Below are 26,693 nucleotides of genomic sequence, written 5' to 3'. Positions count from 1 at the left end.
CCGGGGAACGGGGTTGGCCGGAGTCCGCCCCCGCCCGTGTGCCGGACCCACTCACTTGCCCTGCGGATGCCCGGTCACCGTGACGGTCACGGTGACGGTCGGCCGGGCACGGCCGCCACCGTCGTTTCCGCCGCCCGTCGGCGGTGTCACGCGGCCGGTCGAGGGGGCGGCGCGACAGTTGCCGAGCACATCGGCCCGCAGGACGGTCCTGCCGCCGACCTTCCCGGTCAAGTCCCCCCGTACACAAAGCCCGTTGACCTCCTTCGTGACCTTGCCGACGAGTGTGATGTCCTTGCCGCCCGTGGTCCGGCCGCGGCAGTCGACGTGCGCCACCTGCCGCACGGACGCGGAGGGCCGGGTCGAGGACGGCGTCTTACCGCCGCCCTCGACCTGGGCCGTGCAGTTCAGCCACTGCACATCGACCCCTTTGCGCTCCAGCGCCGCGGTGCCGGTCCGGTCGGTGGTCAGGGCGACGGACGCGGAGTTCAGCCCGTAGATCGGCTCGCAGGCGACGGCCCCCGCAACCGCCGCACCGACGAGGCACAGTACGGCCGGAATGTGATGGGTCCGGCCGCGACCCCATGGACTCAATGCCCTCAATGTCCCCATACGTGGCAGGGTCCCACCACTCCCCCGCAGTGCGGTAGACCGCTTGCAGCCACACCGGACGTGTTGTATACGGCGGTTACGCCCAGCGGCCGGTGCGCCCCAGCAGCAGTGCCGTCGCCGCGGTGCCCGCCGTCGAGGTGCGCAGGACGCTCCGGCCGAGCCGGCAGGTCCGGGCGCCCGCCTCGGAGAAGGCCGCCAGTTCCTCGGGCGACACACCGCCCTCGGGGCCCACGACCAGGACGATCTCGCCCCCTGCGGGCAGTCCGACGGTGGCCAGCGGCTCGCTGTCGTACCCCCGGTCCTCGTGCAGGACGGCCGCGAAGTCGGCTGTGGCCAGAAGTGCGGCAACCTGTTTGGTCGTCAGTGCGTCCGTCACCTCCGGGAATCGCACCCGGCGCGACTGCTTGCCCGCCTCGCGGGCCGTGTTCCGCCACTTCGCGAGGGCCTTGAGACCGCGGTCGCCCTTCCACTGGGTGATGCAGCGCGAAGCCTGCCACGGCACGATCGCGTCGACGCCCGTCTCCGTCATCGTCTCGACGGCGACCTCGCCGCGGTCACCCTTGGGGAGCGCCTGGACCACGGTGATGCGGGGCGTGGGACGGGGCTCCTCGTGGACCGTGCAGAGGTCCGTCACCACCAGCCGGTCCTTGCCCTCGGCGGCCCGCACGATCCCTTCCGTCCACCGGCCGTGCCCGTCCGTCAGGACGACGTCCTCACCGGCCCGCAGCCGCTTGACCGAAACGGCGTGCCGCCCCTCGGGGCCGTCCAGGACGAACTCGGGCCCGGCGGGGACCTGTTCGACGACGAAGACCGGTGCGGTCACTGCGTGCTCCTTGTGCTCGGTGCCGCGTGTGCGGCGTCCAGTTCTTCGGCGAGCAGCTCGACCAGCCGGCCGGCCGGCAACTCGCGTGCCATGCGGTGGCCCTGGCCCGCCCACAGGGCCATGCCCTGCGCGTCCCCGGCCCTGGCCGCGGCCTTGCGCAGCCCACTGGTGACATGGTGCACCTGTGGGTAGGCGGCGGGAGCGTACGGACCGTGCTCGCGCACGAAGCGGTTGACGAGGCCGCGGGCGGGGCGTCCGGAGAACGCCCGGGTCAGGGCCGTCCGTACGAACAGCGGGTTGGTCAGCGCCTGCTTGTGCAGCAGATGGGCGCCGGACTCGGGGCAGACCAGGAATGCCGTGCCGAGCTGCGCCGCCTCCGCGCCCGCCGCGAGGACCGCCGCGATCTGGGAGCCGCGCATGATGCCGCCGGACGCGATGAGCGGCAGCTGGACGGTCTCACGGACCTGGGCCACCAGGGAGAGCAGCCCGATGCCGGCGTCGTCGGTCTGCGGGTCGTCGCGGTGGGTGGACCGATGGCCGCCCGCCTCGACGCCCTGGACACAGATCGCGTCGGCGCCCGCCCACTGGGCGGCCTGGGCCTCCTCGGGCGAGGTGACCGTCACGACGGTGTACGTACCGACTCCGGCGAGCGCGTCGAGGGCGTCGCGGGTGGGGCAGCCGAACGTGAAGGAGACCACCGGAACGGGGTCCTCCAGGAGAATCGCGAGCTTGGCCTCGTAGCCGTCGTCACCGCTGGAGTCCGGGTCACCGAGCGGGGTCTCGTACCAGGCGGCCTCACCGGCGAGCTGGTGCCGGTACACCTCGACGGCGCTCGGGTCCGCGAGGTTCGGCTGCGGCATGAAGAGGTTGACGCCGAACGGCTGACCAGTCATTCCGCGCAGCTGTTTGATCTCGTTGTACATGCCGTCCGCCGTCTTGTACCCGGCGGCCAGGAAGCCGAGCCCACCGGCTTCGGCAACGGCCGACACGAGCTGCGGACAGGACACACCGCCCGCCATCGGGGCCTGCACGACCGGATACCGGCAGAGATCGGTCAACGCGGATGACATGACCGCATCGTGTCACGTCCGGTGCACCCTGCCGAATCAGCCACGGCACGGCCGGAGCGGTATCCGCGGAACGCCGTAGCGCCCGCCGGTCCGGGGACGGGCGGGCGCTACGGCGCAAGGGAACAGCGGGGTGCGGACGGTCCTCAGCGGCCGTTGAACGCATCCTTCAGGCGGGAGAAGAGTCCCTGTTGCCCTGGCTGGAACTGACCGGTGGGCCGCTCCTCGCCACGCAGCTTCGCGAGCTCCCGCAGCAGTCGCTCCTGCTCCGGGTCCAGCTTCGACGGGGTCGTCACCTCGACGTGCACGATCAGGTCGCCGCGCCCGCCGCCCCGCAGATGCGTGATGCCGCGGCCGTGCAGCGGGACCGACTGGCCGGACTGGGTGCCCGGCCGGATGTCGACCTCCTCCAAGCCGTCGAGCGTCTCCAGCGGCACCTTCGTGCCGAGTGCGCCCGCCGTCATGGGGATGGTGACCGTGCAGTGCAGATCGTCGCCGCGTCGCTGGAACACCGGGTGCGGCAGCTCATGGATCTCGACGTACAGGTCGCCGGCCGGGCCGCCGCCGGGGCCGACCTCGCCCTCGCCCGCGAGCTGGATGCGGGTGCCGTTGTCGACACCGGCGGGGATCTTCACGGTGAGCGTGCGCCGCGAACGGATGCGGCCGTCACCGGCGCACTCCGGGCACGGGGTCGGCACGACCGTACCGAAGCCCTGGCACTGCGGGCAGGGCCGCGAGGTCATGACCTGGCCGAGGAACGACCGGGTGACCTGGGAGACCTCGCCGCGGCCACGGCACATGTCACAGGTCTGGGCGGAGGTGCCGGGTGCGGCGCCCTCGCCGCTGCAGGTCGTACAGACGACGGCCGTGTCGACCTGGATGTCCTTGGTGGTACCGAACGCCGCCTCGGCGAGATCGATCTCCAGCCGGATCATCGCGTCCTGGCCGCGCCGGGTGCGCGACCGCGGTCCGCGCTGCGACGCCGTGCCGAAGAACGCGTCCATGATGTCGGAGAAGTTGCCGAAGCCACCCTGTCCGAATCCGCCCGCGCCGCCGCCGCCGGAGGCGGACAGCGGGTCACCGCCGAGGTCGTAGACCTGCTTCTTCTGCGGGTCCGACAACACCTCGTAGGCGGCGTTGATCTCCTTGAACCGCTCCTGGGTCTTCGGATCGGGGTTGACGTCCGGATGCAGCTCGCGTGCGAGCCGCCGGAAGGCCTTCTTGATCTCGTCCTGAGGTGCGTCGCGGCGCACGCCGAGAACGGCGTAGTAGTCGGTGGCCACTTACGACTCCGCCAGGATCTGTCCGACGTAACGTGCCACTGCGCGTACCGCTCCCATCGTTCCGGGGTAGTCCATGCGGGTCGGTCCGACCACGCCGAGTTTGGCGACTGCCTCGTCGCCCGAACCGTAGCCGACCGCGACGACGGACGTGGAGTTGAGCCCCTCATGGGCGTTCTCGTGCCCGATACGTACGGTCATGCCCGAGTCCTTGGCCTCGCCGAGCAGCTTCAGCAGCACGACCTGCTCCTCCAGTGCCTCCAGCACCGGCCGGATCATCAGAGGGAAGTCGTGCCCGAAGCGGGTGAGGTTGGAGGTGCCGCCGATCATCAGCCGCTCCTCCGTCTCCTCGACGAGGGTTTCGAGCAGGGTGGAGAGCACGGTGGACACGGTTCCCCGGTCCTCGCCCTCGAAGGATTCCGGCAGGTCCTGCACCAGCTGCGGGACGTCCGAGAACCGGCGCCCCACGACCCGGCTGTTGAGCCGGGCCCGCAGATCGGCGAGAGAGGTCTCACCGAACGGCGCGGGACAGTCGATCATGCGCTGTTCGACCCGGCCGGTGTCCGTGATCAGCACGAGCATCAGCCGGGCGGGCGCCAGCGACAGCAGTTCCACATGCCGCACCGTGGACCGGGTCAGCGAGGGGTACTGCACGACGGCGACCTGCCGGGTCAACTGCGCGAGCAGCCGTACGGTGCGGCCCACGACATCGTCGAGGTCGACCGCGCCGTCGAGGAAGTTCTGGATGGCCCTGCGCTCCGGCGACGACAGGGGCTTGACCCCGGCGAGCTTGTCGACGAAGAGCCGGTAGCCCTTGTCCGTCGGGATGCGGCCCGCGCTGGTGTGGGGCTGGGCGATGAAACCCTCGTCCTCCAGCACCGCCATGTCGTTGCGGACGGTGGCCGGGGAGACCCCCAGCTTGTGCCGCTCGGTGAGCGCCTTGGAGCCGACGGGCTCCTCGGTGCCGACATAGTCCTGGACGATGGCGCGCAGCACCTCGAGTCTGCGTTCGCTGAGCATGGCGCACACCTCCAGCTGTGTTCCCTCGGTGGTTCTGGTCGATCTCCGGTGATTCCTGGCACTCGATGCGTACGAGTGCCAGCGATCCCCCGCCAGTGTACGGCGATCGGGTGGGGCCCTAGCAAGGGCGACCGGCCACGCTACCCCGAGACTGTGCAGGTCGTTGCCGATACCGTCTCCGCATGAACACGTCTTGGGAAGAGTTCGGCTGGGAGCGACTGGGCGACGGTGTGGGCCGCCGGAGGCTCCCCGGGTGGGATGCCACGGTCGCACTGGTGGTCGGAGCGGAGGCTGCCCTGCTCTTCGACACGGGATCGACGCTGCGCGAAGGTGTGGAGATACGGACCCAGGTGCAGGCGATGACCGGCCGGAGGGTGACGCATATCGCACTCAGTCACCCTCATTTCGACCATGTGCTCGGCACCGCGGCATTCGCCGGGGCGGAGGTGTACGGCGCGATCGGTACGGCCGCTCTCCTCGCCGGCAGTGCGGACGAGCTGTACGCCGACGCGGTACGCCAGGGGGTGTCCGAGGAGGACGCGGCGCAGGCGGCGGACGTCCTGGTGGCGCCGCACCACCAGGTGTGCGGCGAATGGACGCTGGACCTGGGCGGCGGCCGTCAGGTGCTGCTGGCGAACGTGGGCCCCGCCCACAGCGGCCACGACCTCGTCGCCCTCGTGCCCGACTCCCCGGCCGTGGTCCTCTGCGGCGACCTGGTCGAGGAATCGGGCGAACCGCAGGCGGGCCCGGACGCGATCCCGTCGCGCTGGCCGGCCGCGCTGGACCGGCTGCTGGCGCTGGGCGGCGAGGACGCGGTGTATGTGCCGGGGCACGGGGCCGTCGTGGACGCGGCGTTCGTCCGGGCACAACGTGACCGGCTGTCCGCCGCCTTCGGCGTGTCGTGACCGGTTCCCGTCCTATCGTCGTCCGATGCGCAGCTACCACCCGGACCTGACCCCGCCCTGGAAGAAGTCCGCTCCCGTCCCGGAAGTCCCCGCCGAGCCCGATCTGGTCGTGGAGGAGGTCTCCACCGGCTTCTGCGGTGCGGTGATCCGCTGCGAGAAGACGGCGCAGGGCCCGACGGTGACCCTGGAGGACCGTTTCGGCAAGCACCGGGTGTTCCCGATGCAACCGCGCGGCTTCCTCCTGGAGGGCCGCGTCATCACTCTCGTACGCCCCTCGGCCACCGGCCCGGCCCGGCCCGCCCGCACGGCCTCCGGTTCCGTGGCGGTCCCCGGGGCGCGGGCCCGGGTGGCGCGGGCGGGCCGGATCTATGTGGAGGGCCGGCACGACGCGGAGTTGGTCGAACGGGTCTGGGGCGACGACCTGCGCATCGAGGGTGTGGTGGTGGAGTACCTGGAAGGCATCGACGACCTCCCGTCCATCGTCCGCTCGTTCGCCCCCGGCCCGGATGCGCGACTGGGCGTCCTGGTCGACCACCTGGTCCCCGGCTCCAAGGAGTCGAGAATCGCGGCCGAGGTCACCGACGCGAACGTGCTGGTGGTGGGCCACCCGTACATCGACATCTGGGAGGCGGTGAAGCCGGCGTCAGTGGGCATCGGCGCCTGGCCGGTGGTGCCCCGCGGCCTGGACTGGAAGACGGGCGTGTGCCGGTCACTGGGCTGGCCGGAGAACACGGGCGCGGCGTGGCAGCGCATCCTGTCGACGGTCCGCTCGTACAAGGATGTGGAGCCGGCGCTGCTGGGCTCGGTGGAACACCTGATCGACTTCGTGACGGCGCCGGCCTAGGAGGGTGCTGAGATCTTGGCCGGATCAGCGAGCGGCGTCTGGTGCGTACAGCTGCAAGGCGCCGAAGCGGCCTCATGGCGGAGCTATCAGGCCGTTTTGGCAACGCCGCAGATGTGCGTGCAAGACGCCGGGAGCCCGGCCAAGGTCTTCAGTGCCCTCCTAGTGCCGTGACCGGCAGTGTTTGCCCCATGAGGAGCGTCGTCCGGAGCGTGCGTGCCGGGCGGCGCGACGGGGCAAAGCCTGCCGGTCGCGGCACCAGTCCCTCGTTCAGCCCGTCCGGCGACCGAGGTCCAGGGGCCGGGGTTCCGAGGGCCCTCAGGTGGAGCCTCCGGTTCCGGGAAAGGGGGGCGGGCAGGGGAACAAGCCCGCCGCCGGCGCCCCCGCGCCCCTCAGTCCACCAGGTCCCTGACCACCGCATCCGCGAGCAACCGCCCCCGCAGAGTCAGCACCGCCCGCCCCTGCGCATAAGGCGCCGTCTCCAGCAGCCCGTCCTCCACCGCGCGCCCCGCCGCTGCCAGTCCGGCGGGCGCCAGCAGCGACAGCGGACACCCGTCGACCAGCCGCAGCTCCAGCAGAATCCGCTCGACCCGCCGGTCCTCCGCCGACAGGATCTCCCGTCCCGCGCCCGGTGACCGCCCCTCCGCGAGCGCCTGCGCGTACGCGCCGGGATGCTTCACGTTCCACCAGCGCACCCCGCCCACATGGCTGTGCGCCCCCGGCCCGGCCCCCCACCAGTCGGCGCCTCGCCAGTACAGCTCGTTGTGCAGGCACCGCCCGTCCACCGTCCGGGCCCAGTTCGACACCTCGTACCAGGAGAAGCCCGCCGCGGCCATGGCCTCGTCGGCGATCAGATACCGGTCGGCGTGGACGTCGTCGTCCGTCATCGGAACCTCGCCGCGCCGGATCCGCCGCGCCAGCTGCGTGCCCTCCTCGACGATCAGCGCGTACGCGGACACATGGTCCGGCCCCGCTCCGATCGCCGCGTCCAGTGAGGCCCGCCAGTCGTCGTCGGACTCCCCGGGCGTGCCGTAGATCAGGTCGAGATTGACGTGCTCGAAGCCCGCCTCCCGGGCCTCGGCGACACACGCCTCGGGCCGCCCCGGCGTATGCGTACGGTCGAGGATCTTCAGCACGTGCCGGCGGGCACTCTGCATCCCGAACGAGATCCGGTTGAAGCCGCCTTCGCGCAGCTCCGCCAGATACGCCGGGTCGACCGACTCCGGATTGGCCTCGGTGGTGATCTCGGCGTCGTCGGCGAGCCCGAACTCGTCACGGATCGCCGCCAGCATCCGTACGAGGTCCCCGGCGGGCAGCAGCGTGGGCGTACCGCCGCCGACGAACACCGTACGGACCGGTCGCGGGTCGTCGCCGAGCACCTTGCGGGCCTGGCGGACCTCGCCGATCAGATGGGCGGCGTAGTTGTCCCGGGAGGCCAGCGCACCGCCCGACCCCCGCAGCTCGGTCGCCGTGTACGTGTTGAAGTCGCAGTACCCGCAGCGCGTGGCGCAGTACGGCACATGCAGGTAGAAGCCGAGCGGCCGGTCGGCGGCGCCTTCCAGGGCATGGCGGGGCAGCGCCCCGTCGTCGGGCACGGGCTCACCATCGGGCAGTACGGAAGGCATACCGTCCATTGTCACTCGTCGCCGGTCGTTACCCGCCCGCGCTTACGGCCTGCAGGACCACCAGCGCCAGATCGTCGTCCGGCGGGCGCTCGGCGAACTCGTGAACGGCGCGTTTGATCCGGTCCGCGATCCCCTCCGCGGTCAGCCCGGCGCACCCGGCCAGTGCCCGGGCGAGCCCGTCCCCGTCGTCGAACATCGCCGGCCCGGAGCGCCGCTCCGTGACCCCGTCCGTGACGCAGAGCAGACTGTCCCCCGGCGCCAGGTCGAAGCTCTGGCTCTCGTACGCGACGTCCTCGACGACCCCGAGCAGCACCTGCGGCTCGGCGGCGGCCCGCACGGTGCCGTCGGGCCGCAGCAGCAGCGGCAGCGGATGGCCCGCGCTGGCGAGCGTGCAGCGCACTCCCCCACCGGGCAGCGGCACCATCTCCCCGTACAGCAGGGAGAGGAACCGGGGCTGCCCGCCGTCCGGCAGCTGCGGACCGTCCTCCCGCAGATGCTGGCCGCCCTCCGCCAGCTGCTGCCCGCCCGCGGCCGCGACCATGAGCGCGGCGGCCTCGGCGGTCTCCATCGCGTCGTCGAGGAGCAGCCGGTTGAGCCGGTCCAGCACCTCGCCGACGCGGAAACCCTCCCGGGCCAGCAGCCGCAGCCAGGGCCGGGCGAGACCGGTGACGACGGCGGCCTCGGGGCCGCTGCCCTGCACATCGCCGAGGACGAAGCACCAGCGGTCGCCGGGGCACGGAAAAATGTCGTAGAAGTCACCTCCGACGACACCGTCGTCGGAGGGCTCGTACACCAGCGAGCTGCTGACGCCGGGTATCTCCGCGACCTTGCTGGGCAGCAGACCGCGCTGCAGGACGCGGCTGATGGTGGCCTGCCGGGTGTACGCGCGAGCGGCGCCTACGGCGAGGCCGACGCGGCGTACGAAATCCTTCACCAGGGCGGTCACTTCGTGCGGCACACGGGCGGCGCCCTCCCGGCCGAGCAGAACGGCGCCGAGCGTGCGGTCCCCCGACGTCATCCGAAACCCCAGGGCTGTCCCCTCGTCCTCCCCCTCGCTCAGGGGCCACGGAACCGGAACCGGCCCGGTGCCGGCCTCGTCGGACAGCAGGAGCGGCTCCTCCTCCAGGACCGTGCGCAGCTGCTCCGTGCCGTCCTCGTCGGCGTGCCAGACCCGCACCAGCCGTGGCGCGGCCGAGGGCCCGCCGCCTTCGCCCTGCAGCCAGATCGCGCACCAGTCGCCGAGCCGGGGCACCAGCAGCTGCCCGGCGAGCGCCGCCACGATGTCCTCGTCGAGCTGCCCCGCAAGCAGATCCGATGCCTCGGCGAGGAACGAGAGCGCACCGCGCCCGGCCCAGTCCGCGTCGTCGCGGACGGCGCGGCGGACGCTGGGGGCGAGCAGCTCGGCGGCGTGCAGTTCGGGCTCGGCTGCCGGATCGGGCGCGTCGGTCCAGTCGTCGACGGGCAGTCGGGCCCAGACGGTCTTCAGGCCGGTGCGGTACGTGATGCCCCAGCGCTCGGCGAGCGTGGCCACGACCTGCAGCCCGCGCCCGCACTCGGCCGGTCCGTCCCGGTCCGCGGCCGATAACGGGCCGGGGCGTTCGCTGCGCACGGAACGGGCGGGGTGATGATCGGCGACCTCCAGCACCAGGGCGGCGGCCTCGTCCCCGGCCGCCTCCTCCAGCCGGAAGAGCAGCTCGACGGTGGTCCCGGCGTGCACGACGGCATTGGTGACGAGCTCATCGACGACAACCACCGCGTCGTCCGCAAACCGGTCGCTGAACCCCACGGCCGCGGGCAGCCCCAGTCCGCTCCACTCGGCCAGCGCGGCCCGGACGAACCGGCGGGCGGCGGCGGGCGCGAGGAGATTCCCGGGCAGACTCGTCCGGGCGACCGGCTGCGCTTCCGCCCGGCCGACGTACGTACCGGGACGCTGAACGGTGTCCCGCTGCAAGGGAATGGGCCCCATGGCGCAGCTCCTGACCTGTTCTCGCACGGCCTGTCTCTTGCCGTGTGCCGCTGACGACACCGACAGAGTGACAGACCGGCCCTGTCCATAAGCACCGAGTTACCGAAGTGAACAGAGAATGACGCAGGACCGTTTGCCAGGAACGGCGACGCGAAACGACGGTGCGGACGGGGCGGCTCACCCCGTCCGCACCGCGCGCGCTTCGTGACGCCTCGCGTTACGCCTCGCGGGCCCCCACGTACATCTCGTCGATGAGGCTCTTGTACGCGCGCTCGACGACCGGCCGCTTGAGCTTGAGGCTCGGCGTGAGCTCGCCGTGCTCGACGTCGAGGTCGCGCGGCAGCAGCCGGAACTGCTTGATGGTCTGCCAGCGCTGCAGCCTCTCGTTGAGCCGCTTCACATAACCGTCGATGAGCTCCACGGTCTGCGGGGACGCGACCACGTCGGCGTACGGCTTGCCCGCCAGACCGTTCTCGGCGGCCCAGCCGAGGATGCTCGGCCCGTCGAGGGTGATCAGGGCGGTGCAGTAGTTACGGTCCGCGCCGTGCACCAGGATGTTGGAGACGAACGGACACACCGCCTTGAACTGTCCCTCGACCTCCGCCGGGGCGACGTACTTGCCGCCCGACGTCTTGATCAGGTCCTTCTTGCGGTCGGTGATCCGCAGGTAGCCGTCCACCGAGAGCTCGCCGATGTCACCGCTGTGCAGCCAGCCGTCGGGCTCCAGCACCTCGGCGGTCTTCTCCGGCTGGCGGTGGTAGCCCTCCATGATGCCGGGGCCGCGCAGCATGATCTCGCCGTCGTCCGCGATCCGTACCTCGGTGCCGGGGAGCGGCTTGCCGACCGTACCCGTGCGGTAGGCCTCGCCCGGGTTGACGAAGGAGGCGGCGCTGGACTCGGTGAGCCCGTAGCCCTCCAGGATGTGGATGCCGGCGCCGGCGAAGAAGTAGCCGATCTCGGGGGCGAGCGCTGCGGAGCCGGAAACACAGGCGCGGAGCCGGCCGCCGAAGGCCTCGCGGATCTTGGCGAAGACGAGCGCGTCGGCGACCTTGTGCTTGGCGCCGAGTGCGAACGGCACGGAGGCCCTGCCGGTGCGCCGGAAGTTGTCCTGGGACACCTTGGCGTACTCGCGGGCGACCCCGGCCGCCCACTGGAAGATCTTGTACTTGGCGGCGCCGCCGGCCCGCGCCTTGGACGCGACCCCGTTGTAGACCTTCTCGAAGATCCGGGGCACGGAGGCCATGTACGTCGGCTGGACGACCGGCAGGTTCTCGATGATCTTGTCGATCCGGCCGTCGACCGCGGTCACGTGACCGACCTCGATCTGGCCGGAGGTGAGGACCTTGCCGAAGACGTGCGCGAGCGGTAGCCAGAGGTACTGGACGTCGTCCTCGGTGATCAGGCCGGTCGCCACGGTGGCCTTGGCCATGTACGACCAGTTGTCGTGCGGCAGTCGCACACCCTTGGGGCGGCCGGTGGTGCCCGAGGTGTAGATCAGGGTGGCCAGCTGGTCGGCGGAGATCGCGCCGACCCGGTCCTGGACCACCGACGGGTTCTTCGTCAGGAGCTCGGCGCCGCGGGCCTCCAGGTCGGCCAGCGAGAGCACCCAGCCCTCGGGGTCGGCCGCGTCGGGCTCGACGCCCTGCGGGTCGATGACGACGACATGGGCCAGCTCCGGCAGGTCGGCGCGGCGCTCACGGGCCTTGGCCAGCTGGCCGGCGTCCTCCGCGATCAGCACCCGGCTCTCCGAGTCGGCGAGGATGAACGCCGACTCCTCGGCGTTCGTCGACGGGTAGATCGTGGTCGTCGCGGCGCCCGCGCACATCACACCGAGGTCGGCGAAGATCCACTCGATGCGGGTGGCGGAGGACAGCGCGATCCGCTGCTCCGGCTCCACACCCAGACCGATGAGCCCGGCGGCGATCGCGTACACACGTTCCGCGGCCTGTGCCCAGCTCACCGACTTCCACTCATCGGGGCCCTGGCCGGTGGCCGACGGGACCGGGAAGCGGTAGGCCTCCCCGTCCGGAGTGGCCGCCACGCGGTCGATGAAGACGCCCGCCACGGAGGGCGGTCGGTTATCGATCATGGTCTGTGTGTCGCTCACGACATCCTCCGGGCCTGCGGCAGTGCTTCACGACCGATTGGTGGTTGCTGCGTGCTGCTGCTTGTTCCTGCTTGGGTACGTCCGTCTGTGTGCTTGTCCTGCGTACGTGTCCGCGCGGATGGTTCCGCTTGCTTAACTGGCGAGTAACTACGAAGCCGTGATCAGGGTAGAGCGCCCGCGTCCGCCGCGTAAGAGGCAGTCGGACGCCGCTTCATAACGAACGGGCCCCCACGCCGCAGCGTGCTGCGGTACAGGGGCCCGTTGGGCTACCACCCAGTAGCGGGTACGGAAGCCGGAGCCTGCTCGGAGGCGGGAATCCCGCCGGGAACTACTTCTTGCCCTTGCCCTCGCCGCCCGACTCGTCCGTCGACAGCACGGCGATGAAGGCCTCCTGAGGCACCTCCACATTGCCGACCATCTTCATCCGCTTCTTGCCTTCCTTCTGCTTCTCCAGCAGCTTCCGCTTACGGGAGATGTCACCGCCGTAGCACTTGGCGAGGACGTCCTTGCGGATGGCGCGGACGGTCTCACGGGCAATGACCCGGGAGCCGATGGCGGCCTGGATCGGCACCTCGAAGTTCTGCCGCGGGATGAGCTCGCGCAGCTTGGCGACGAGCCGCACGCCGTACGCGTACGCCTTGTCCTTGTGCGTGACCGCGGAGAACGCGTCGACCTTGTCGCCGTGCAGCAGGATGTCGACCTTGACGAGCTGGGCGGTCTGCTCGCCGGTGGGCTCGTAGTCGAGCGAGGCGTACCCGCGGGTCTTGGACTTCAGCTGGTCGAAGAAGTCGAAGACGATCTCGGCGAGCGGCAGGGTGTAGCGGATCTCGACCCGGTCCTCGGAGAGGTAGTCCATGCCGAGCAGGGTGCCGCGCCGGTTCTGGCAGAGCTCCATGATCGCGCCGATGAACTCGCTGGGGGCGAGGACGGTGGCACGCACGACCGGCTCGTGCACCTTGTCGATCTTGCCCTCGGGGAACTCGCTCGGGTTGGTGACGATGTGCTCGCTGCCGTCCTCCATGTCCACGCGGTAGACCACGTTGGGGGCGGTGGCGATGAGCTCCAGACCGAACTCGCGCTCCAGGCGCTCGCGGATCACGTCGAGGTGCAGCAGACCGAGGAAGCCGACACGGAAGCCGAAGCCGAGGGCCGCGGAGGTCTCCGGCTCGTACACCAGGGCGGCGTCGTTGAGCTGGAGTTTGTCGAGGGCCTCGCGCAGGTCGGGATAGTCCGAGCCGTCCAGCGGGTACAGCCCCGAGAACACCATCGGCTTGGGGTCCTTGTAGCCGCCCAGCGCCTCGGTCGCACCCTTGTTCAGGGAGGTGATCGTGTCACCGACCTTGGACTGCCGGACATCCTTCACACCGGTGATGATGTAGCCCACTTCGCCCACACCGAGACCGTCGGCCGGGGTCATCTCCGGGGAGGAGACACCGATCTCCAGCAGCTCGTGGGTGGCGCCGGTGGACATCATCCTGATGCGCTCGCGCTTGTTGAGCTGGCCGTCGACGACACGGACGTACGTGACGACGCCGCGGTACGAGTCGTAGACCGAGTCGAAGATCATCGCGCGGGCCGGTGCGTCGGCCTTGCCGACGGGCGCCGGGACGTCCCTGACCACCCGGTCCAGCAGGGCGTCCACACCGATGCCGGTCTTCGCGGAGACCTTGAGGACGTCCTCGGGCTGGCAGCCGATGAGGTTGGCCAGTTCCTCGGAGAACTTCTCCGGCTGCGCGGCCGGCAGGTCGATCTTGTTGAGCACCGGAACGATGGTGAGGTCGTTCTCCATCGCCAGGTAGAGGTTGGCCAGCGTCTGAGCCTCGATGCCCTGCGCGGCGTCGACCAGCAGGACCGTGCCCTCGCAGGCGGCGAGCGAGCGGGAGACCTCGTACGTGAAGTCCACGTGGCCCGGCGTGTCGATCATGTTGAGGACATGGGTGCTGCCCTGGCCCTCGCCCGTGGTGGGCGCCCAGGGCAGACGTACCGCCTGGGACTTGATGGTGATGCCGCGCTCGCGCTCGATGTCCATCCGGTCGAGGTACTGAGCGCGCATCTGCCGCTGGTCGACCACACCCGTCAGCTGAAGCATCCGGTCGGCAAGGGTCGACTTGCCGTGGTCGATGTGCGCGATGATGCAGAAGTTGCGGATCAGCGCCGGGTCGGTACGGCTCGGCTCGGGCACGTGGATAGGAGTCGCGGGCACGCAGGGTCCTGATTCTTGAGACGCCGAACGCCGTGTCTCGGGTCGATGTCGGGTCGGTCGGATCGATACGTAGCTTCCATCGTCCCACGCCCGCGGGGCAGAGGCCGGTTTGGGCCGGTCGGAGCGCGACTGGTACCGTTGACAGCTGTGCTTCGTGGCCCTTTCGGGCGGCGGGGCGCACATCGAAGATCCAACGAACCTGAAAAGGCTCTTTCGTGGCGAACATCAAGTCCCAGATCAAGCGGAACAAGACGAACGAGAAGGCGCGCCTGCGCAACAAGGCCGTCAAGTCCTCGCTCAAGACCGCGATCCGCAAGGCCCGTGAGGCTGCCGCTGCGGGCGACGTCGAGAAGGCCACCACGGCCGTTCGCGACGCTTCGCGCGCGCTCGACAAGGCTGTCTCGAAGGGCGTCATCCACAAGAACGCCGCCGCCAACAAGAAGTCGGCGCTGGCCTCCAAGGTTGCCGCCCTCCAGGGCTGAGCTTTCTGATGTAACCGCCGGAACGGACCAGCGGGCCCTCTCTCCCGCCCCTGCCCGGCCCCCGCGCCGCACACCGAACCTGCGTTCGCCACGCGGGTGCGGCGCACCGAGCGTGAAACCGAGGCCCCGGCCATCGTTCTCCCCAGAGCGACAGCCGGGGCCTTCGGCATGCCCGGACATGCCGGTCCCGTCAAGCCCGCCCGTCGATCACCACCGCGGACACACCGCACTCAAGGGCCAACCACCCGCCGGCCGCGTCCACAACCTCACGGGTCGGTACAACTAGTGCCGCCCGGCCCGCGCCGCCCGCGCAACAGCGACCACGGCCTTCTCCAGGGCGTACTCGGGGTCGTCCCCACCGCCCTTCACGCCCGCATCCGCATCCGCGACCGCCCGCAGAGCCGCCGCCACCCCGTCCGGCGTCCACCCCCGCATCTGCTGCCGCACCCGGTCGATCTTCCACGGCGGCATGCCCAGTTCGCGCGCAAGATCCGCAGGCCGGCCCCCGCGCGCCGAGGACAGCTTGCCGATCGCCCGCACGCCCTGCGCCAGCGCACTGGTGATCAGCACCGGCGCCACCCCGGTCGACAGCGACCAGCGCAATGCCTCCAGCGCCTCCGCCGCCCGCCCTTCCACCGCCCGGTCGGCGACCGCGAAGCTGGACGCCTCCGCACGACCGGTGTAGTAGCGCCCGACGACCGCCTCGTCGATCGTGCCCTCAACATCCGCGACCAGCTGGGACACCGCGCTCGCCAGCTCACGCAGATCGCTGCCGATGGAGTCGACGAGCGCCTGGCACGCCTCGGGGCTCGCGGAACGCCCCAGCGCCCGGAACTCCGAGCGGACGAACGAGAGCCGCTCGGCAGGCTTCGTGGTCTTCGGGCAGGCGACCTCCCGCGCACCCGCCTTGCGCGCAGCGTCCAGCAGCCCCTTGCCCTTGGCACCGCCCGCGTGCAGCAGGACGAGCGTGATCTCCTCGGCCGGTGCGTCGAGGTACGCCTTGACGTCCTTGATCGTGTCGGCGGAGAGATCCTGCGCATTCCGCACGATCACCACCTTGCGCTCGGCGAAGAGCGACGGGCTCGTGAGCTCGGCAAGGGTGCCCGGCTGGAGCTGGTCGGAGGTGAGGTCGCGGACGTCCGTGTCGGCGTCGGACGCGCGGGCTGCCGCCACCACCTGCTGCACCGCACGGTCGAGGAGGAGGTCCTCCTGGCCCACGGCGAGCGTGAGGGGGGCGAGCGGATCGTCGGTGGAATTCCTTCTGGTGGCCATCGCCGTCCAGCATCCCACGCCCCTCTGACAGCCCCGCTTCGACGCCTCTCCCCGCACCCGTCGCCGTACCGGAGAATGGGCAGGTGAGCGATGTGAGACATGTACTGGTGCTGCCCGACCGCGATGCCGCGGAGGAGGTGGCCGGGGAGCTCGCCGACCGTTTCGGGGTCGCCGAGGAACCTCAACTCGTACGCGACGCGCTGGCCGGTGAGGACGACGCGGAGGACGCCCAGTGGCTGGTGGTCGTGGAGGACACGGACGGCCGGCTCGACCCATCCGCACTCGACGCGCTGGCGACGGAGTACGAGGGCTGGCTGGAGGCGCCCTAGGACTGTCCGACCCTGATCGGACACCACCCAGCCTCGGCGGCCTCGGCGGCAGCGCCCCGGGGCTCAGCCCCTGGGGACGATCTGGATGTCCATGTCGATGGCGATGCTGGAGCCGACGGCGGCGATACCGCGGGCCAGCATGGTCTGCCAGGTGAGGGTGAAGTCCTCACGGTGCAGCTCGGTGGTGGCCCGGCAGGCCGCCCTGGTCTCGCCCTCCACACCGCTGCCGACGCCGAGGTACTGGGTGTCCAGCATCACGGTACGGCTGACGCCGTGAAGAGTGAGCGCGCCGCTCACGCCCCAGCGGCTGCCGCCCCGGTGAACGAAACGGTCGCTGTAGAACTCCATCGTCGGATAGCGCCCGACATCGAAGAAGTCGCTGGACCGCAGATGGTCGTCGCGCATCTGCACGTTGGTATCGATCGACGAGGCGTCGATGATCACGTGCATGGCGGAGTCCTCCATGCGGTCGGCGATCCGTATCGCACCAGCGAATGTGTTGAATCGGCCATGGATACGGGCCAGCCCGATGTGGCGGGCCGTGAAGCCGATCTGCGAGTGGTTCGGCTCGATCTCCCACTCACCGGGGTCGGGCAGCTGTGGGGGCGCGGCCACCTGGAGCATGACGTCCCCGAGACCCGCGTGGCCGCTCTCGGAGACCGTGGCCGAACCGTGGAACGGGGTGAAGCCCTCGGCCGTGACAGCCAGCCGGTAGTCACCTGCCGGTACGGCGGCGAGCACGTTCCCGAAGGGGTCCGTCTCACCGCCGACAACCTTGCGGCCCGCACGGTCCGTGACGACGAACTCGGCCTGCTGAACAGCCTCGTTGACCGGATCAAGGACGCGGCAGCTCAGGACTCCCGCGGTGCGCGGCACCGCGAGTCCCGCGAGCGGGTTGCCCTGCGCCGCACTCGTTGCGTTCTTGCTTCCCAGCCAACGGCCGAACATCTTCACGTACCCCCGGGGGAGATTCACCTTGGGGCCGTACGGCTGGACGTCATTGTCGGAGCAGCGGCCCGCCGACGAGCATGCATTCGATCACTCTTGGGGCGTTCGAGGCAAACGGAGGGACTGGAAGGGGCTTGGGTGGAGGTGTTGCCGAAGGTCCGAATTGAACGTTCCGCATATGTGCATCAGCTGTTGCGTCCGAGAATCTCAACCTGACGGACCGTGGGCAGCCGGTGGATCGAGATCCCCGGCACCGGCTCCGGCGGCGCTCGCGGCGCTTGCCGCGGCGTCGTCGCGGGTACGGCCGAACAGGGCGCGGTCGGCCACGACACGGTTGCGCTGGGCGCGGTCGGCCGGATGGTGGTCATGAGCGCCCGACCGCCCGCAGCCGCGACCCGGCACCCGTCACCGCGATCGCGCCGTCCAGGTCCGTGCGCAGCACTTCCGCTCCCTGGGCCCTCAGCGCCTCGACGGTCCGGGCCGCCGGGTGCCCGTACGGGTTGTCCCTGCCCACACTCACCAGGGCGAGCCGGGGACGCGCGCTGCGCAGCAACGCCGGGTCCTGGTGGGCGGATCCGTGATGGGCGACCTTGAGGACGTCCACCCGCGGAAGCGCCGGGTACTGGCGCAACAGCCTTTGCTGGGCTGCGGGTTCGAGATCACCGAGGAGCAACAGGCTCAGTCCGCCGGTCCGGACGAACAGCGCGACACTGGCGTCGTTGGGCTCCTCCGGCAAAGGACCTGCCGTCGCGCCTCCCGCCGGCCACAGGACTCGCCAGTCGAGCGTGCCGATGCGGCGGCGCTCTCCCGCTGTCGCCCGTACCAGGGGGACCCGCGCCGCGGCGGCAGTTCTGCGTACGAACGCCGCCTGGTCCGGTGGTTCGTCCAGACTCGTCGTCTGGATCACGCCGACCGCTCTGCCCCGCAACACGCCGAGCAGACCCCGGACATGATCGGCGTGAAAGTGTGTGAGCAGCAGGAGCGGTACCCGAGTGATGCCCAGGTCACGCAGGCAGCGGTCGGCCAGACGTGGATCGGGCCCGGTGTCGATCACCACGCCCTCGCCGTCCCCCGACGCAAGCACCATGGCGTCGCCCTGACCCACATCGCACATCACGAACGCCCAGCCCGGCGGTGGCCATCCCGTCAGCACCCGGGTGAGCGGCACCGGGCGCAGCACCGCGAGGACCAGCAGCAGCGCGGCAGCCGAACAGACCCATGGGCGACGCGCGATACGGCGGGCGGAGAGCGCCGCCAGGGCCGTGAGGGCGGCCAGCAGGAGCGCTCCCCGCCAGCCATCGGGCCAGTCGATCTCCGCCCCAGGAAGAGCCGCCCCGGTGCGGGCCACGGAGGCGATCCACCCGGTCGGCCAGCCCGCGATCCGGGCGAGCAGCTCGGCCACGGGCATGGCCACCGGTGCCGCGGCAAGCGCGGCGAACCCGAGGACCGTGGCGGGTGCCACCGCGAACTCGGCCAGCAGGTTGCACGGAATCGCCACCAGACTGACCCGCGAGGCGAGCAGCACGACGACGGGCGCGCACACCGCCTGCGCCGCGGCGGCCGCACCCAGCGCCTCCGCGAGCCGGGGCGGCACCCGCCTCCGTTGCAGCGCGGCACTCCATCGCGGGGCGACCGTGAGCAGGGCGCCGGTCGCCAGCACGGAGAGGACGAAGCCGTAACTGCGCGTCAGCCACGGGTCGTACAGCACGAGCAGCAGAACGGCGGCGGCGAGTGCGGGAATCAGCGAGCGGCGGCGGCCCGTACCGATCGCGAGCAGTGTGATCAGTCCGCAGACCGCGGCGCGCAGCACGCTCGGCTCCGGTCGGCACACGAGGACGAAGGCGAGCGTGAGTCCGCCGCCGAGCAGCGCGGTCATCCGCAGCGGGATGCCCAACCGGGCTGCCAGACCACGGCGTTCGGCCCGGAGCGCGGCGCCGGGCGGTCCGATGAACAACACGAGCAGGATCGCCAGGTTGGCACCGGAGACCGCCATCAGGTGCGTGAGGTCGGCTGCTTGGAAGGCCTCGTGGAGTTCGGGGGTGACCCTGGATGTGTCGCCGACGACCAGCCCCGGGAGCAGCGCCCGCGCATCGGGATCCAGCCCGTCCGTCGCGCGTCGCAGGCCCGCGCGCAGTTCGCCCGCCGTGCGCTGGAGAGGAGTCGGCGGCCCGGTGACGCGAGGCGGACCCTTGCCGTCCGGACGCAGGACCGCGGCATTGCGTTGCCCGCTGTGCAGCGGGGGTGCGAGTCGGCCGCTCACGTGCAGCCTCGTGGACGGCAGCAGCCGCTCCCATCGCGCCGTCGAACCGGAGGGCGACACGATCAGCAGCACCGGGGTGCGGAGACGGGTGGTGGCACCGTCGGGTGCCGTGAGCCCGGTGATCTCGGCGTCCAGGAGGAGAGCGGCCGGGGTGCTGTGGTCGCCCTGGACCCGGGGGCGGGTCCGGCGTGCGTCGGACGTGACCGTCACCTCTGCCTCGACCCTCTCGAAACGGTCGGCCAGACCGGGAACGGGCCCCCGTCGTGCGTCCGCGCCGTGCAGGCCCGCCGCCGTCGCTCCGGCCGCCGCGCAGAGCAGCACCGCGGCCGCCGCGGTGGCATGGAACCTGTGCCGGTTCCGTCCGGCGCTGCTCTCACCGCCCTCGCACTCCCGGTGGTCGGCGGCCCGAGCGCGCGCTGCGCGGGTCGTCGAGGCCCGTGAGAGGCCGAGAAGCACCAGGGCGGCGACGAGGCAGAGCGCCGTCCCCGCGGCCGTCCAGCGCCACGGCGCACTTACGGCGAGCGCCGCGGCGGCCCAGGCCGCGAGGGCCGGCGGGACCAGTCGCAGATCGACCGGGCCCTCCTGTCGCGGGTCGGAGGCGCCGAGCCGTCGGCCCGACGCCGTATGGACGTCCGGTGGGACGTGCGGGCGGGTCATGGCCGTACCAACGGTTGGAGATCGGCGAACCGGCGGTCGCCGATCCCGTTGACCTCACGGAGTTCGTCGACGGAACGGAAGCCGCCGTGCTGCGTGCGGTAGTCGAGGATGTGCTGGGCAAGGACCGGACCGACGCCGGGCAGGGTGTCCAGCTGTTCCACGGTCGCGCTGTTGAGGCTGACCGGCCCGGCCGCCGCGCCACCAGGGCCGCCCGTGCCGGCGCCGCCTGTGGCACCGGAGACGGGTGCGCCGGGTGGCGCGCCGACCACGACCTGTTCCCCGTCCAGCAGCACCCGTGCCCGGTTGAGCCCGGTGATGTCCACGCCCGGCCGGACCCCGCCCGCCGCCCGTAGCGCGTCGGCAACCCGCGCTCCGGACGGCAAGGGGTAGACACCCGGCTGCCGCACCTTGCCGCTGACGTCGACGACGATCCGCCCGTCCGGTCCCGGGGTGGCCGGTGGTCCGGGGGACGGTTCGGGGGTATGGACGGGATCCGCCATCGGGTCCGATGTCGGGGCGTGCGCACGCTCGCTGACCGGATCGGGCGCGCGTACGGACTGGGGCCGTGCGGACCAGAAGTGAACCGCTGCGAAGACTGCGGCAGCGACCAGCACGACGGTGAGCGCGGCAAGGGTTCTCGGCTCCAGACCGCACCTGAGCCGCAACCACATCGGGAGCCGCTCCCGCACCGCGGGCACCATCCGCTCCCACCGCCCCGGCGCAGCCGGAGCCGGGTCGACCACCCGCACCGGCTCGTCGGACGGCGCGGCACTCCCCGGACGAGGAACTGCCGGGGCCGGTGCGGGGGCCGTGTCCGGGGTCGGGGCCGACCCCGTCACCGACCGGTCCGCACGTCCTCCGTACGCCCCCGCCATGAGCGCGTCCGCACGCCGCCGCGAAGCGGCAGCGACCACGGCGGCGCGCCCGCGCGAAGGCCGTCGCCGCCCGGGGCCAGTACCGGGCCCAGGATCAACGCCTTGGCCCGCGCCGGGCCTGCGTCGGTCCCGCACGTCCGAGGCCGCAGCGCGGCCGGGTCCACTTCCGCTGCTTGCACGATGTGATCGGGGAGCCATGCCTCACGACGCTAGGCACATCTGCTCGAACCCGCTGAGCAGGCCCATATCCGGTGGACAACCGACCGGTTGTGGATATCTCGCTCACTCCCAGGAATGAGATCAACGCGGCGAAACCACTGCTCCCAGCAGACCCGGGCCGGTGTGCGCACCGATCACGGCACCCACCTCGCTGACATGCAGTTCAACCAGTCCCGGGACTCGCACGCGCAGCCTCTCGGCCAGTCGCTCGGCGCGCTCGGGCGCTGCCAAGTGGTGCACGGCGATGTCCACCCGGCCCGTGCCCGCCCGCTCGACGACGATCTCCTCCAGCCGTGCGATCGCCTTCGAGGCCGTCCGTACCTTCTCCAGCAGCTCGATGCGGCCGCCGTCCAGCTGCAGCAGCGGCTTCACCGCGAGCGCCGACCCCAGCAGGGCCTGGGCCGCGCCGATGCGTCCACCGCGGCGGAGATAGTCCAGCGTGTCGACGTAGAAGTAGGCGGAGGTGCCCGCGGCCCGCTTCTCGGCGGCCGCGACCGCCTCGTCCAGGCTGCCGCCCCCCTCCGCCGTCTCCGCCGCCGCCAGTGCGCAGAATCCCAGGGCCATGGCCACCATCCCGGTGTCGACGACCCGCACCGGCACCGGAGCGTCCTTCGCGGCGAGCATGGCGGCATCGTACGTACCCGAGAGTTCGGCCGAGAGGTGCAGCGAGACGATGCCGGTTGCGCCCGCCTCGGCTGCCGCCCGGTACGCCGCGGCGAAGACCTCGGGGCTGGGCCGGGATGTCGTCACGGGTCGGCGCTTCTGGAGCGCCAGCGCGAGGGAGCGGGCCGAGATCTCGGTGCCCTCCTCCAGCGCCTGATCGCCGAGGACGACGGTCAGGGGCACCGCGGTGATGCCATGCCGCTCCATCGTCTGGGGCGGCAGGTGGGCCGTGGAATCGGTGACGATCGCGACATGGCGGGACATGAGCGGGAGGTTACCTGCCGGGGCGGTGGCCCGGCAGTCCGCCCCCGAGCGAGTGATCACATCCGGTCGCTTCAGGGCGCATCCTGCCACCACCAGTCACGTCGGTTCGAGCCTGACCCGACGGCCACACGCGTGCGTACCGTGCCCGGAGCCGCCCGCAGCCGCCCCTGCGCGCGACCGAAGTCCCCCGGTCGGGTCCGCCCCGCCGCCTCAGTTCATCGTCTCGGGCCGCACGGCCTTCTGCCACGGATACTCCGTCTGCCCCCGAGGATCCCGAGCCGTGAGCGCCTCCGGCCCCTCCTCGCCGACCGGCGCACTCCACGCCCGTCCGTCCCCACTCGGGCGTGCCCCCGCACCGGCGCCGGCCCGCCCTTCGGCACGGGCGTCCGCCCCCGCCGAAGGCTCCACAGGTTCCTCCACCGTCCAGTGCCGCAGCGCCCCCGCCTCCACGTCGATCTGCGTGTTCAGCGCCGCCAGATCGTCGTCGGCGAACTTCCGTGCCCGGTCGCGCGCGGCCCACCGCAGCGACTCCGCGGAGTGCGTGATCCGCTGCGTGCGCTGCTTCAGCCCGGGCAGCAGCGAGACGACCGTCGCCCGGTCGGGCTCGCGCTCCAGCCTCTTCAGCTCCTCGTCGAGCTCCCGCCCGTGGACACTCAGCCGCTGGAACAGCCCCAGCGACTCCGACAGCGAGGCATCCTCGGCCACCCCTGTCTGCAGCGCCTCCTGCGTGGCCCGCATCGACGTACGCAGCGCGAGCCGGAGCTGCGCCAGCTCACCGGCCACGCCCGGCTGGCCATAGCTCTTCGCCCGCAGCGTGGTGTCCTCGACGGTGCGGCGCGCCTGCGTGATCGTGCGGTCGACGCCGCGCTTCGCCGCGCCGATGACCCTGACGCTCACATAGACGCCCAGGGCCATGAGCGCGACAAAGAGCAGCCCCAGGATCAGGATCACGGCTTCCATGACGCCCCTCGATGTCGGTTCGGCTGCCGAGTACCGGCCCCTCAACCGTAAACGGAACGGGCAGGCTGAGGGTTCCGTCGGAACCCCCAACCTGCCCGTAGGGGAAAGCCCTCACACCGCCGTACGACAACCGGCGGTCAGTCTCGGCCCCGGACCGTCACGCGGGGACGATGTTGACCAGCTTCGGCGCCCGCACGATCACCTTGCGGATCCCGGCCCCGTCCAGGGCCGCGACCACCGCCGGGTCGGCCAGGGCCAGCGCCTCCAGATCCTCGTCCGAGATCGACGGGGAGATCTCCAGCCGCGCCTTGACCTTGCCCTTGACCTGCACCACACAGGTCACGGTCTCGTCCACGACGTACGCCGGGTCGGCGACCGGGAAGTCCTGGTGCACGACCGACTCGGTGTGGCCCAGCCGGCGCCACAGCTCCTCGGCGATGTGCGGCGCCAGCGGTGCGACCAGCAGCACCAGCCGCTCGGCGACGGACCGCGACAGCGGGCCGCCCACCTTGGTCAGGTGGTTGTTCAGCTCGGTGACCTTGGCGATGGCGGTGTTGAAGCGCATCCCGGCCATGTCCTGGCCGACGCCGTCGATGGCCTTGTGCAGCGCGCGCAGCGTGTCCTCGCCGGGCTCGGTGTCCACGACGGTGACCTCACCGGTCTCCTCGTCGACGATGTTGCGCCACAACCGCTGCAGCAGCCGGTACTGGCCGACGACGGCGCGCGTGTCCCACGGACGCGACACGTCCAGCGGGCCCATCGCCATCTCGTACAGACGCAGCGTGTCCGCCCCGTACTCGGCGCAGATCTCGTCGGGCGTGACGGCGTTCTTCAGGGACTTCCCCATCTTGCCCAGGACGCGGCTGACCTTCTCGCCCTGGTGGTAGAACGTGCCGTCGCGCTCCTCGACCTCGGCCGCCGGGACCGCGATACCGCGGCTGTCCCGGTAGACGAAGGCCTGGATCATGCCCTGGTTGTACAGCTTGTGGAACGGCTCCGCCGACGAGATGTGCCCCAGGTCGTGCAGGACCTTCGACCAGAAGCGCGCGTACAGCAGGTGCAGTACGGCGTGCTCGGCGCCGCCCACGTACAGGTCGACACCACCGGTCGGCCGGCCCTCGCGCGGCCCCATCCAGTACTGCTCGATCGCCGGGTCGACCAGCTTCCGGTCGTTGTTCGGATCCAGGTAGCGCAGCTCGTACCAGCAGGAACCGGCCCAGTTGGGCATGGTGTTGGTCTCGCGGCGGTACTTCTTCGGGCCGTTGCCGTCGCCCAGGTCCAGCGTGACGTTGACCCAGTCGGCGTTCCGGGACAGCGGAGTCTCGGGCTGGGTGTCGGCGTCCTCCGGGTCGAAGGTGCGCGGCGAGTAGTCGTCGACCTCCGGCAGCTCCAGCGGCAGCATCGACTCGGGCAGCGGGTGGGCGATGCCGTCCTCGTCGTAGACGATCGGGAAGGGCTCGCCCCAGTAGCGCTGGCGGCTGAACAGCCAGTCGCGCAGCCGGAAGTTGACAGTCCCCTCGCCCAGGCCCTTCGCCTTCAGCCACTCGGTGATCTTCGCCTTGGCGTCGACGACACCCAGGCCGTCCAGCGAGATCTCGTCGTTGGCGGAGTTGACCAGCTTCGCGTCGTACGAGGCGAACGCGTCGTCCCACGTGGAGGTGTCCGTACCGCGGTCGTCCGACGGCTCGACAACGCAGCGCATCGGCAGCTCGAAGGCGCGGGCGAACGCGAAGTCGCGCGCGTCGTGCGCCGGTACGGCCATGATCGCGCCGGTGCCGTAGCCCATCAGGACGTAGTCGGCGATGAAGACGGGCACCTTCTCGCCGCTCACCGGGTTGGTCGCGTACGCACCGGTGAAGACACCGGTCTTGTCCTTGGCCTCGGCCTGGCGCTCCACATCGGACTTGGCGGCGGCCAGCTTGCGGTAGGCGGTGACAGCCTCGGCCGGGGACGCGTGTCCGCCGGTCCACACCGGGTGGGTGCCCTCGGGCCAGGCGGCCGGAATGATCCGCTCCACCAGCTCGTGCTCAGGCGCCAGCACCATGTACGTGGCGCCGAACAGGGTGTCCTGGCGGGTGGTGAAGACGGTGATGTCACCGGCGCCGTCGACGGGGAAGTCGACGCGCGCGCCTTCGGAACGCCCGATCCAGTTGCGCTGCTGCAGCTTGATCGCCTCGGGCCAGTCCAGCCCGTCCAGGTCGTTCAGCAGCCGGTCGGCGTAGGCGGTGATGCGCATGTTCCACTGGCGCAGCTTGGCCTTGAAGACGGGGAAGTTCCCGCGCTCGGAACGGCCGTCGGCCGTCACCTCTTCATTGGCCAGTACGGTGCCCAGCCCCGGCGACCAGTTGACGGGGGCGTCGGAGGCGTACGCCAGGCGGTACTCGCCCAGGACATCGGCGCGCTCGACGGCGCTCAGCGCGCTCCAGTCGCGGCCGTCCGGGGTCGGGCGCTCACCGTTCTCGAACTGCGCGACCAGGTCGGCGATCGGCCGGGCCCGGTCCGCCTCCGTGTCGTACCAGGAGTTGAAGATCTGCAGGAAGATCCACTGGGTCCACTTGTAGTACTCCGCCTCGATCGTCGCGAACGAGCGGCGCCTGTCGTGGCCCAGGCCCAGCCGGCGCAGTTGGGACTTCATGTTGACCATGTTTGCCTCGGTGGAGGCGCGCGGATGCGTACCGGTCTGTACGGCGTACTGCTCCGCCGGCAGGCCGAAGGCGTCGAAGCCCAGGGTGTGCAGCACGTTGTGCCCGGTCATGCGCTGGTGGCGGGCGAAGACATCGGTGGCGATGTAGCCCAGCGGGTGACCGACGTGCAGGCCCGCACCCGAGGGGTACGGGAACATGTCCATGATGAACTTCTTCGGTTTGGCGGCCAGCTCCGCGTCGCCCGCCAGATCGCCCGTCGGGTTCGGCGCCTCGTACGTGCCGTGGGCGTCCCAGAAGTCCTGCCAGCGTGCCTCGATGTCGGCGGCCATCGCCGCCGTATAGCGGTGCGGCGCAGCCACGTCGACTGCGGAATTCGTCTCGCTCATGATCCTCAAAGCTCCATCGATCGTCATCTGCCAGCGCTTACGGAAACGAAAAAGCCCCTCGCACAGGAGGGGACGCCGCGCCGATTCCAACCAGGCATTCACACCGGTCGGGACTGATCAGCGCGGCTCGCTAAGCAGAAGGCGTACGGCACGCATGGCGTCAGGGTACCGCACGGGCCCGGAGCGCAGCCGGGCGATTCCGCTCCGTGGACGACGGCGGACGGCCGGAGGACCGGCGAGGCGGCGGCGGAGCACGCACCGGGTCACGGCGGAACGTCCGGGAAGCT

20 protein-coding genes are annotated in these 26,693 nt (G+C 71.1%); 4 read left to right on the top strand and 16 right to left on the bottom strand.

What is annotated here, in order from left to right; translation table 11 throughout:
* Positions 1–51 precede the first annotated feature (51 nt).
* The 5 genes from ACGFSA_RS03725 to hrcA form a co-directional block, all read right to left on the bottom strand.
* Positions 52–591 carry a hypothetical protein gene (locus ACGFSA_RS03725; protein ID WP_393299144.1) on the bottom strand — a complete coding sequence of 180 codons (540 nt, stop codon included), beginning with the start codon at positions 589–591 and terminating at the stop codon, positions 52–54.
* Positions 592–685: 94 nt separating this feature from the next.
* The gene (locus ACGFSA_RS03720) at positions 686–1,432 is read right to left on the bottom strand and encodes a 16S rRNA (uracil(1498)-N(3))-methyltransferase (protein WP_393299141.1); all 747 of its coding nucleotides are present in this window, start codon (positions 1,430–1,432) and stop codon (positions 686–688) included.
* Positions 1,429–2,502, bottom strand: a complete 1,074-nt coding sequence (locus tag ACGFSA_RS03715; RefSeq protein WP_393299138.1) for a nitronate monooxygenase — start codon at positions 2,500–2,502, stop codon at positions 1,429–1,431. Before ACGFSA_RS03715 ends, ACGFSA_RS03720 begins: the two co-directional genes overlap by 4 nt.
* Positions 2,503–2,645: 143 nt before the next feature.
* The gene (dnaJ, locus tag ACGFSA_RS03710) at positions 2,646–3,782 is read right to left on the bottom strand and encodes a molecular chaperone DnaJ (protein ID WP_393299135.1); all 1,137 of its coding nucleotides are present in this window, start codon (positions 3,780–3,782) and stop codon (positions 2,646–2,648) included.
* A complete protein-coding gene (hrcA, locus tag ACGFSA_RS03705) occupies positions 3,783–4,799 on the bottom strand; it encodes a heat-inducible transcriptional repressor HrcA (RefSeq protein WP_393299132.1) in 1,017 nt (338 codons plus the stop codon).
* Positions 4,800–4,981: 182 nt separating this feature from the next.
* Between hrcA and ACGFSA_RS03700 the strand changes: the two genes are divergently transcribed.
* Together ACGFSA_RS03700 and ACGFSA_RS03695 are read left to right on the top strand one after the other, a co-directional pair.
* Positions 4,982–5,704 (top strand): MBL fold metallo-hydrolase, encoded by a 723-nt coding sequence (locus ACGFSA_RS03700; RefSeq protein WP_393299129.1) that lies wholly within the window; start codon positions 4,982–4,984, stop codon positions 5,702–5,704.
* Positions 5,705–5,729: 25 nt separating this feature from the next.
* Positions 5,730–6,548 (top strand): DUF3097 domain-containing protein, encoded by an 819-nt coding sequence (locus ACGFSA_RS03695; RefSeq protein ID WP_393299126.1) that lies wholly within the window; start codon positions 5,730–5,732, stop codon positions 6,546–6,548.
* A 389-nt stretch (positions 6,549–6,937) separates the two neighbouring features.
* On the opposite strand, the gene hemW is transcribed toward ACGFSA_RS03695, so the two are convergent.
* The 4 genes from hemW to lepA form a co-directional block, all read right to left on the bottom strand.
* Complete coding sequence (gene hemW, locus ACGFSA_RS03690; RefSeq protein ID WP_393299123.1) at positions 6,938–8,170, bottom strand: radical SAM family heme chaperone HemW; 1,233 nt, start codon at positions 8,168–8,170, stop codon at positions 6,938–6,940.
* A gap of 28 nt (positions 8,171–8,198) precedes the next feature.
* Positions 8,199–10,136, bottom strand: a complete 1,938-nt coding sequence (locus ACGFSA_RS03685; protein WP_393299120.1) for a SpoIIE family protein phosphatase — start codon at positions 10,134–10,136, stop codon at positions 8,199–8,201.
* A gap of 217 nt (positions 10,137–10,353) precedes the next feature.
* The gene (locus ACGFSA_RS03680; protein ID WP_393299117.1) at positions 10,354–12,243 is read right to left on the bottom strand and encodes an AMP-dependent synthetase/ligase; all 1,890 of its coding nucleotides are present in this window, start codon (positions 12,241–12,243) and stop codon (positions 10,354–10,356) included.
* Positions 12,244–12,571: 328 nt separating this feature from the next.
* Positions 12,572–14,446: a translation elongation factor 4 gene (gene lepA, locus ACGFSA_RS03675; protein ID WP_393299114.1), complete on the bottom strand. Its 1,875-nt coding sequence runs from the start codon at positions 14,444–14,446 to the stop codon at positions 12,572–12,574.
* A 215-nt stretch (positions 14,447–14,661) separates the two neighbouring features.
* Here lepA and rpsT point away from each other — a divergent pair, with 215 nt between their 5' ends.
* On the top strand, positions 14,662–14,928 hold the full coding sequence (rpsT, locus tag ACGFSA_RS03670) for a 30S ribosomal protein S20 (protein ID WP_030921110.1): 267 nt from the start codon (positions 14,662–14,664) through the stop codon (positions 14,926–14,928).
* A 282-nt stretch (positions 14,929–15,210) separates the two neighbouring features.
* Here the strand turns inward: rpsT and holA are convergent, their stop codons facing one another.
* The gene (gene holA / locus ACGFSA_RS03665; RefSeq protein WP_393299109.1) at positions 15,211–16,200 is read right to left on the bottom strand and encodes a DNA polymerase III subunit delta; all 990 of its coding nucleotides are present in this window, start codon (positions 16,198–16,200) and stop codon (positions 15,211–15,213) included.
* 83 nt (positions 16,201–16,283) lie between these two features.
* Between holA and ACGFSA_RS03660 the strand changes: the two genes are divergently transcribed.
* Positions 16,284–16,529 carry a hypothetical protein gene (locus tag ACGFSA_RS03660; RefSeq protein WP_393299106.1) on the top strand — a complete coding sequence of 82 codons (246 nt, stop codon included), beginning with the start codon at positions 16,284–16,286 and terminating at the stop codon, positions 16,527–16,529.
* 63 nt (positions 16,530–16,592) lie between these two features.
* Here ACGFSA_RS03660 and ACGFSA_RS03655 read toward each other — a convergent pair whose 3' ends face one another.
* The 6 genes from ACGFSA_RS03655 to leuS form a co-directional block, all read right to left on the bottom strand.
* Complete coding sequence (locus tag ACGFSA_RS03655; protein WP_393299469.1) at positions 16,593–17,477, bottom strand: YceI family protein; 885 nt, start codon at positions 17,475–17,477, stop codon at positions 16,593–16,595.
* A 364-nt stretch (positions 17,478–17,841) separates the two neighbouring features.
* Positions 17,842–20,394, bottom strand: coding sequence for a ComEC/Rec2 family competence protein (locus tag ACGFSA_RS03650; protein WP_393299103.1), 2,553 nt, complete (start codon positions 20,392–20,394; stop codon positions 17,842–17,844).
* On the bottom strand, positions 20,391–21,095 hold the full coding sequence (locus ACGFSA_RS03645; protein WP_393299100.1) for a helix-hairpin-helix domain-containing protein: 705 nt from the start codon (positions 21,093–21,095) through the stop codon (positions 20,391–20,393). The genes ACGFSA_RS03650 and ACGFSA_RS03645 overlap by 4 nt, the downstream gene beginning before the upstream one ends.
* A 474-nt stretch (positions 21,096–21,569) precedes the next feature.
* Positions 21,570–22,415, bottom strand: a complete 846-nt coding sequence (locus ACGFSA_RS03640) for a DegV family protein (protein WP_393299097.1) — start codon at positions 22,413–22,415, stop codon at positions 21,570–21,572.
* 210 nt (positions 22,416–22,625) lie between these two features.
* Positions 22,626–23,375 carry a hypothetical protein gene (locus tag ACGFSA_RS03635; RefSeq protein WP_393299094.1) on the bottom strand — a complete coding sequence of 250 codons (750 nt, stop codon included), beginning with the start codon at positions 23,373–23,375 and terminating at the stop codon, positions 22,626–22,628.
* 157 nt (positions 23,376–23,532) lie between these two features.
* Positions 23,533–26,406 (bottom strand): leucine--tRNA ligase, encoded by a 2,874-nt coding sequence (gene leuS / locus ACGFSA_RS03630; RefSeq protein ID WP_393299091.1) that lies wholly within the window; start codon positions 26,404–26,406, stop codon positions 23,533–23,535.
* Positions 26,407–26,693: the final 287 nt, after the last annotated feature.

Origin of the sequence: Streptomyces sp. NPDC048496 (genome assembly GCF_043200055.1) — a bacterium.
GTDB lineage: Bacteria > Actinomycetota > Actinomycetes > Streptomycetales > Streptomycetaceae > Streptomyces.
The sequence above is the reverse complement of the archived record's forward strand: the minus strand, read 5'-3'. Positions and strand labels throughout refer to the sequence as shown.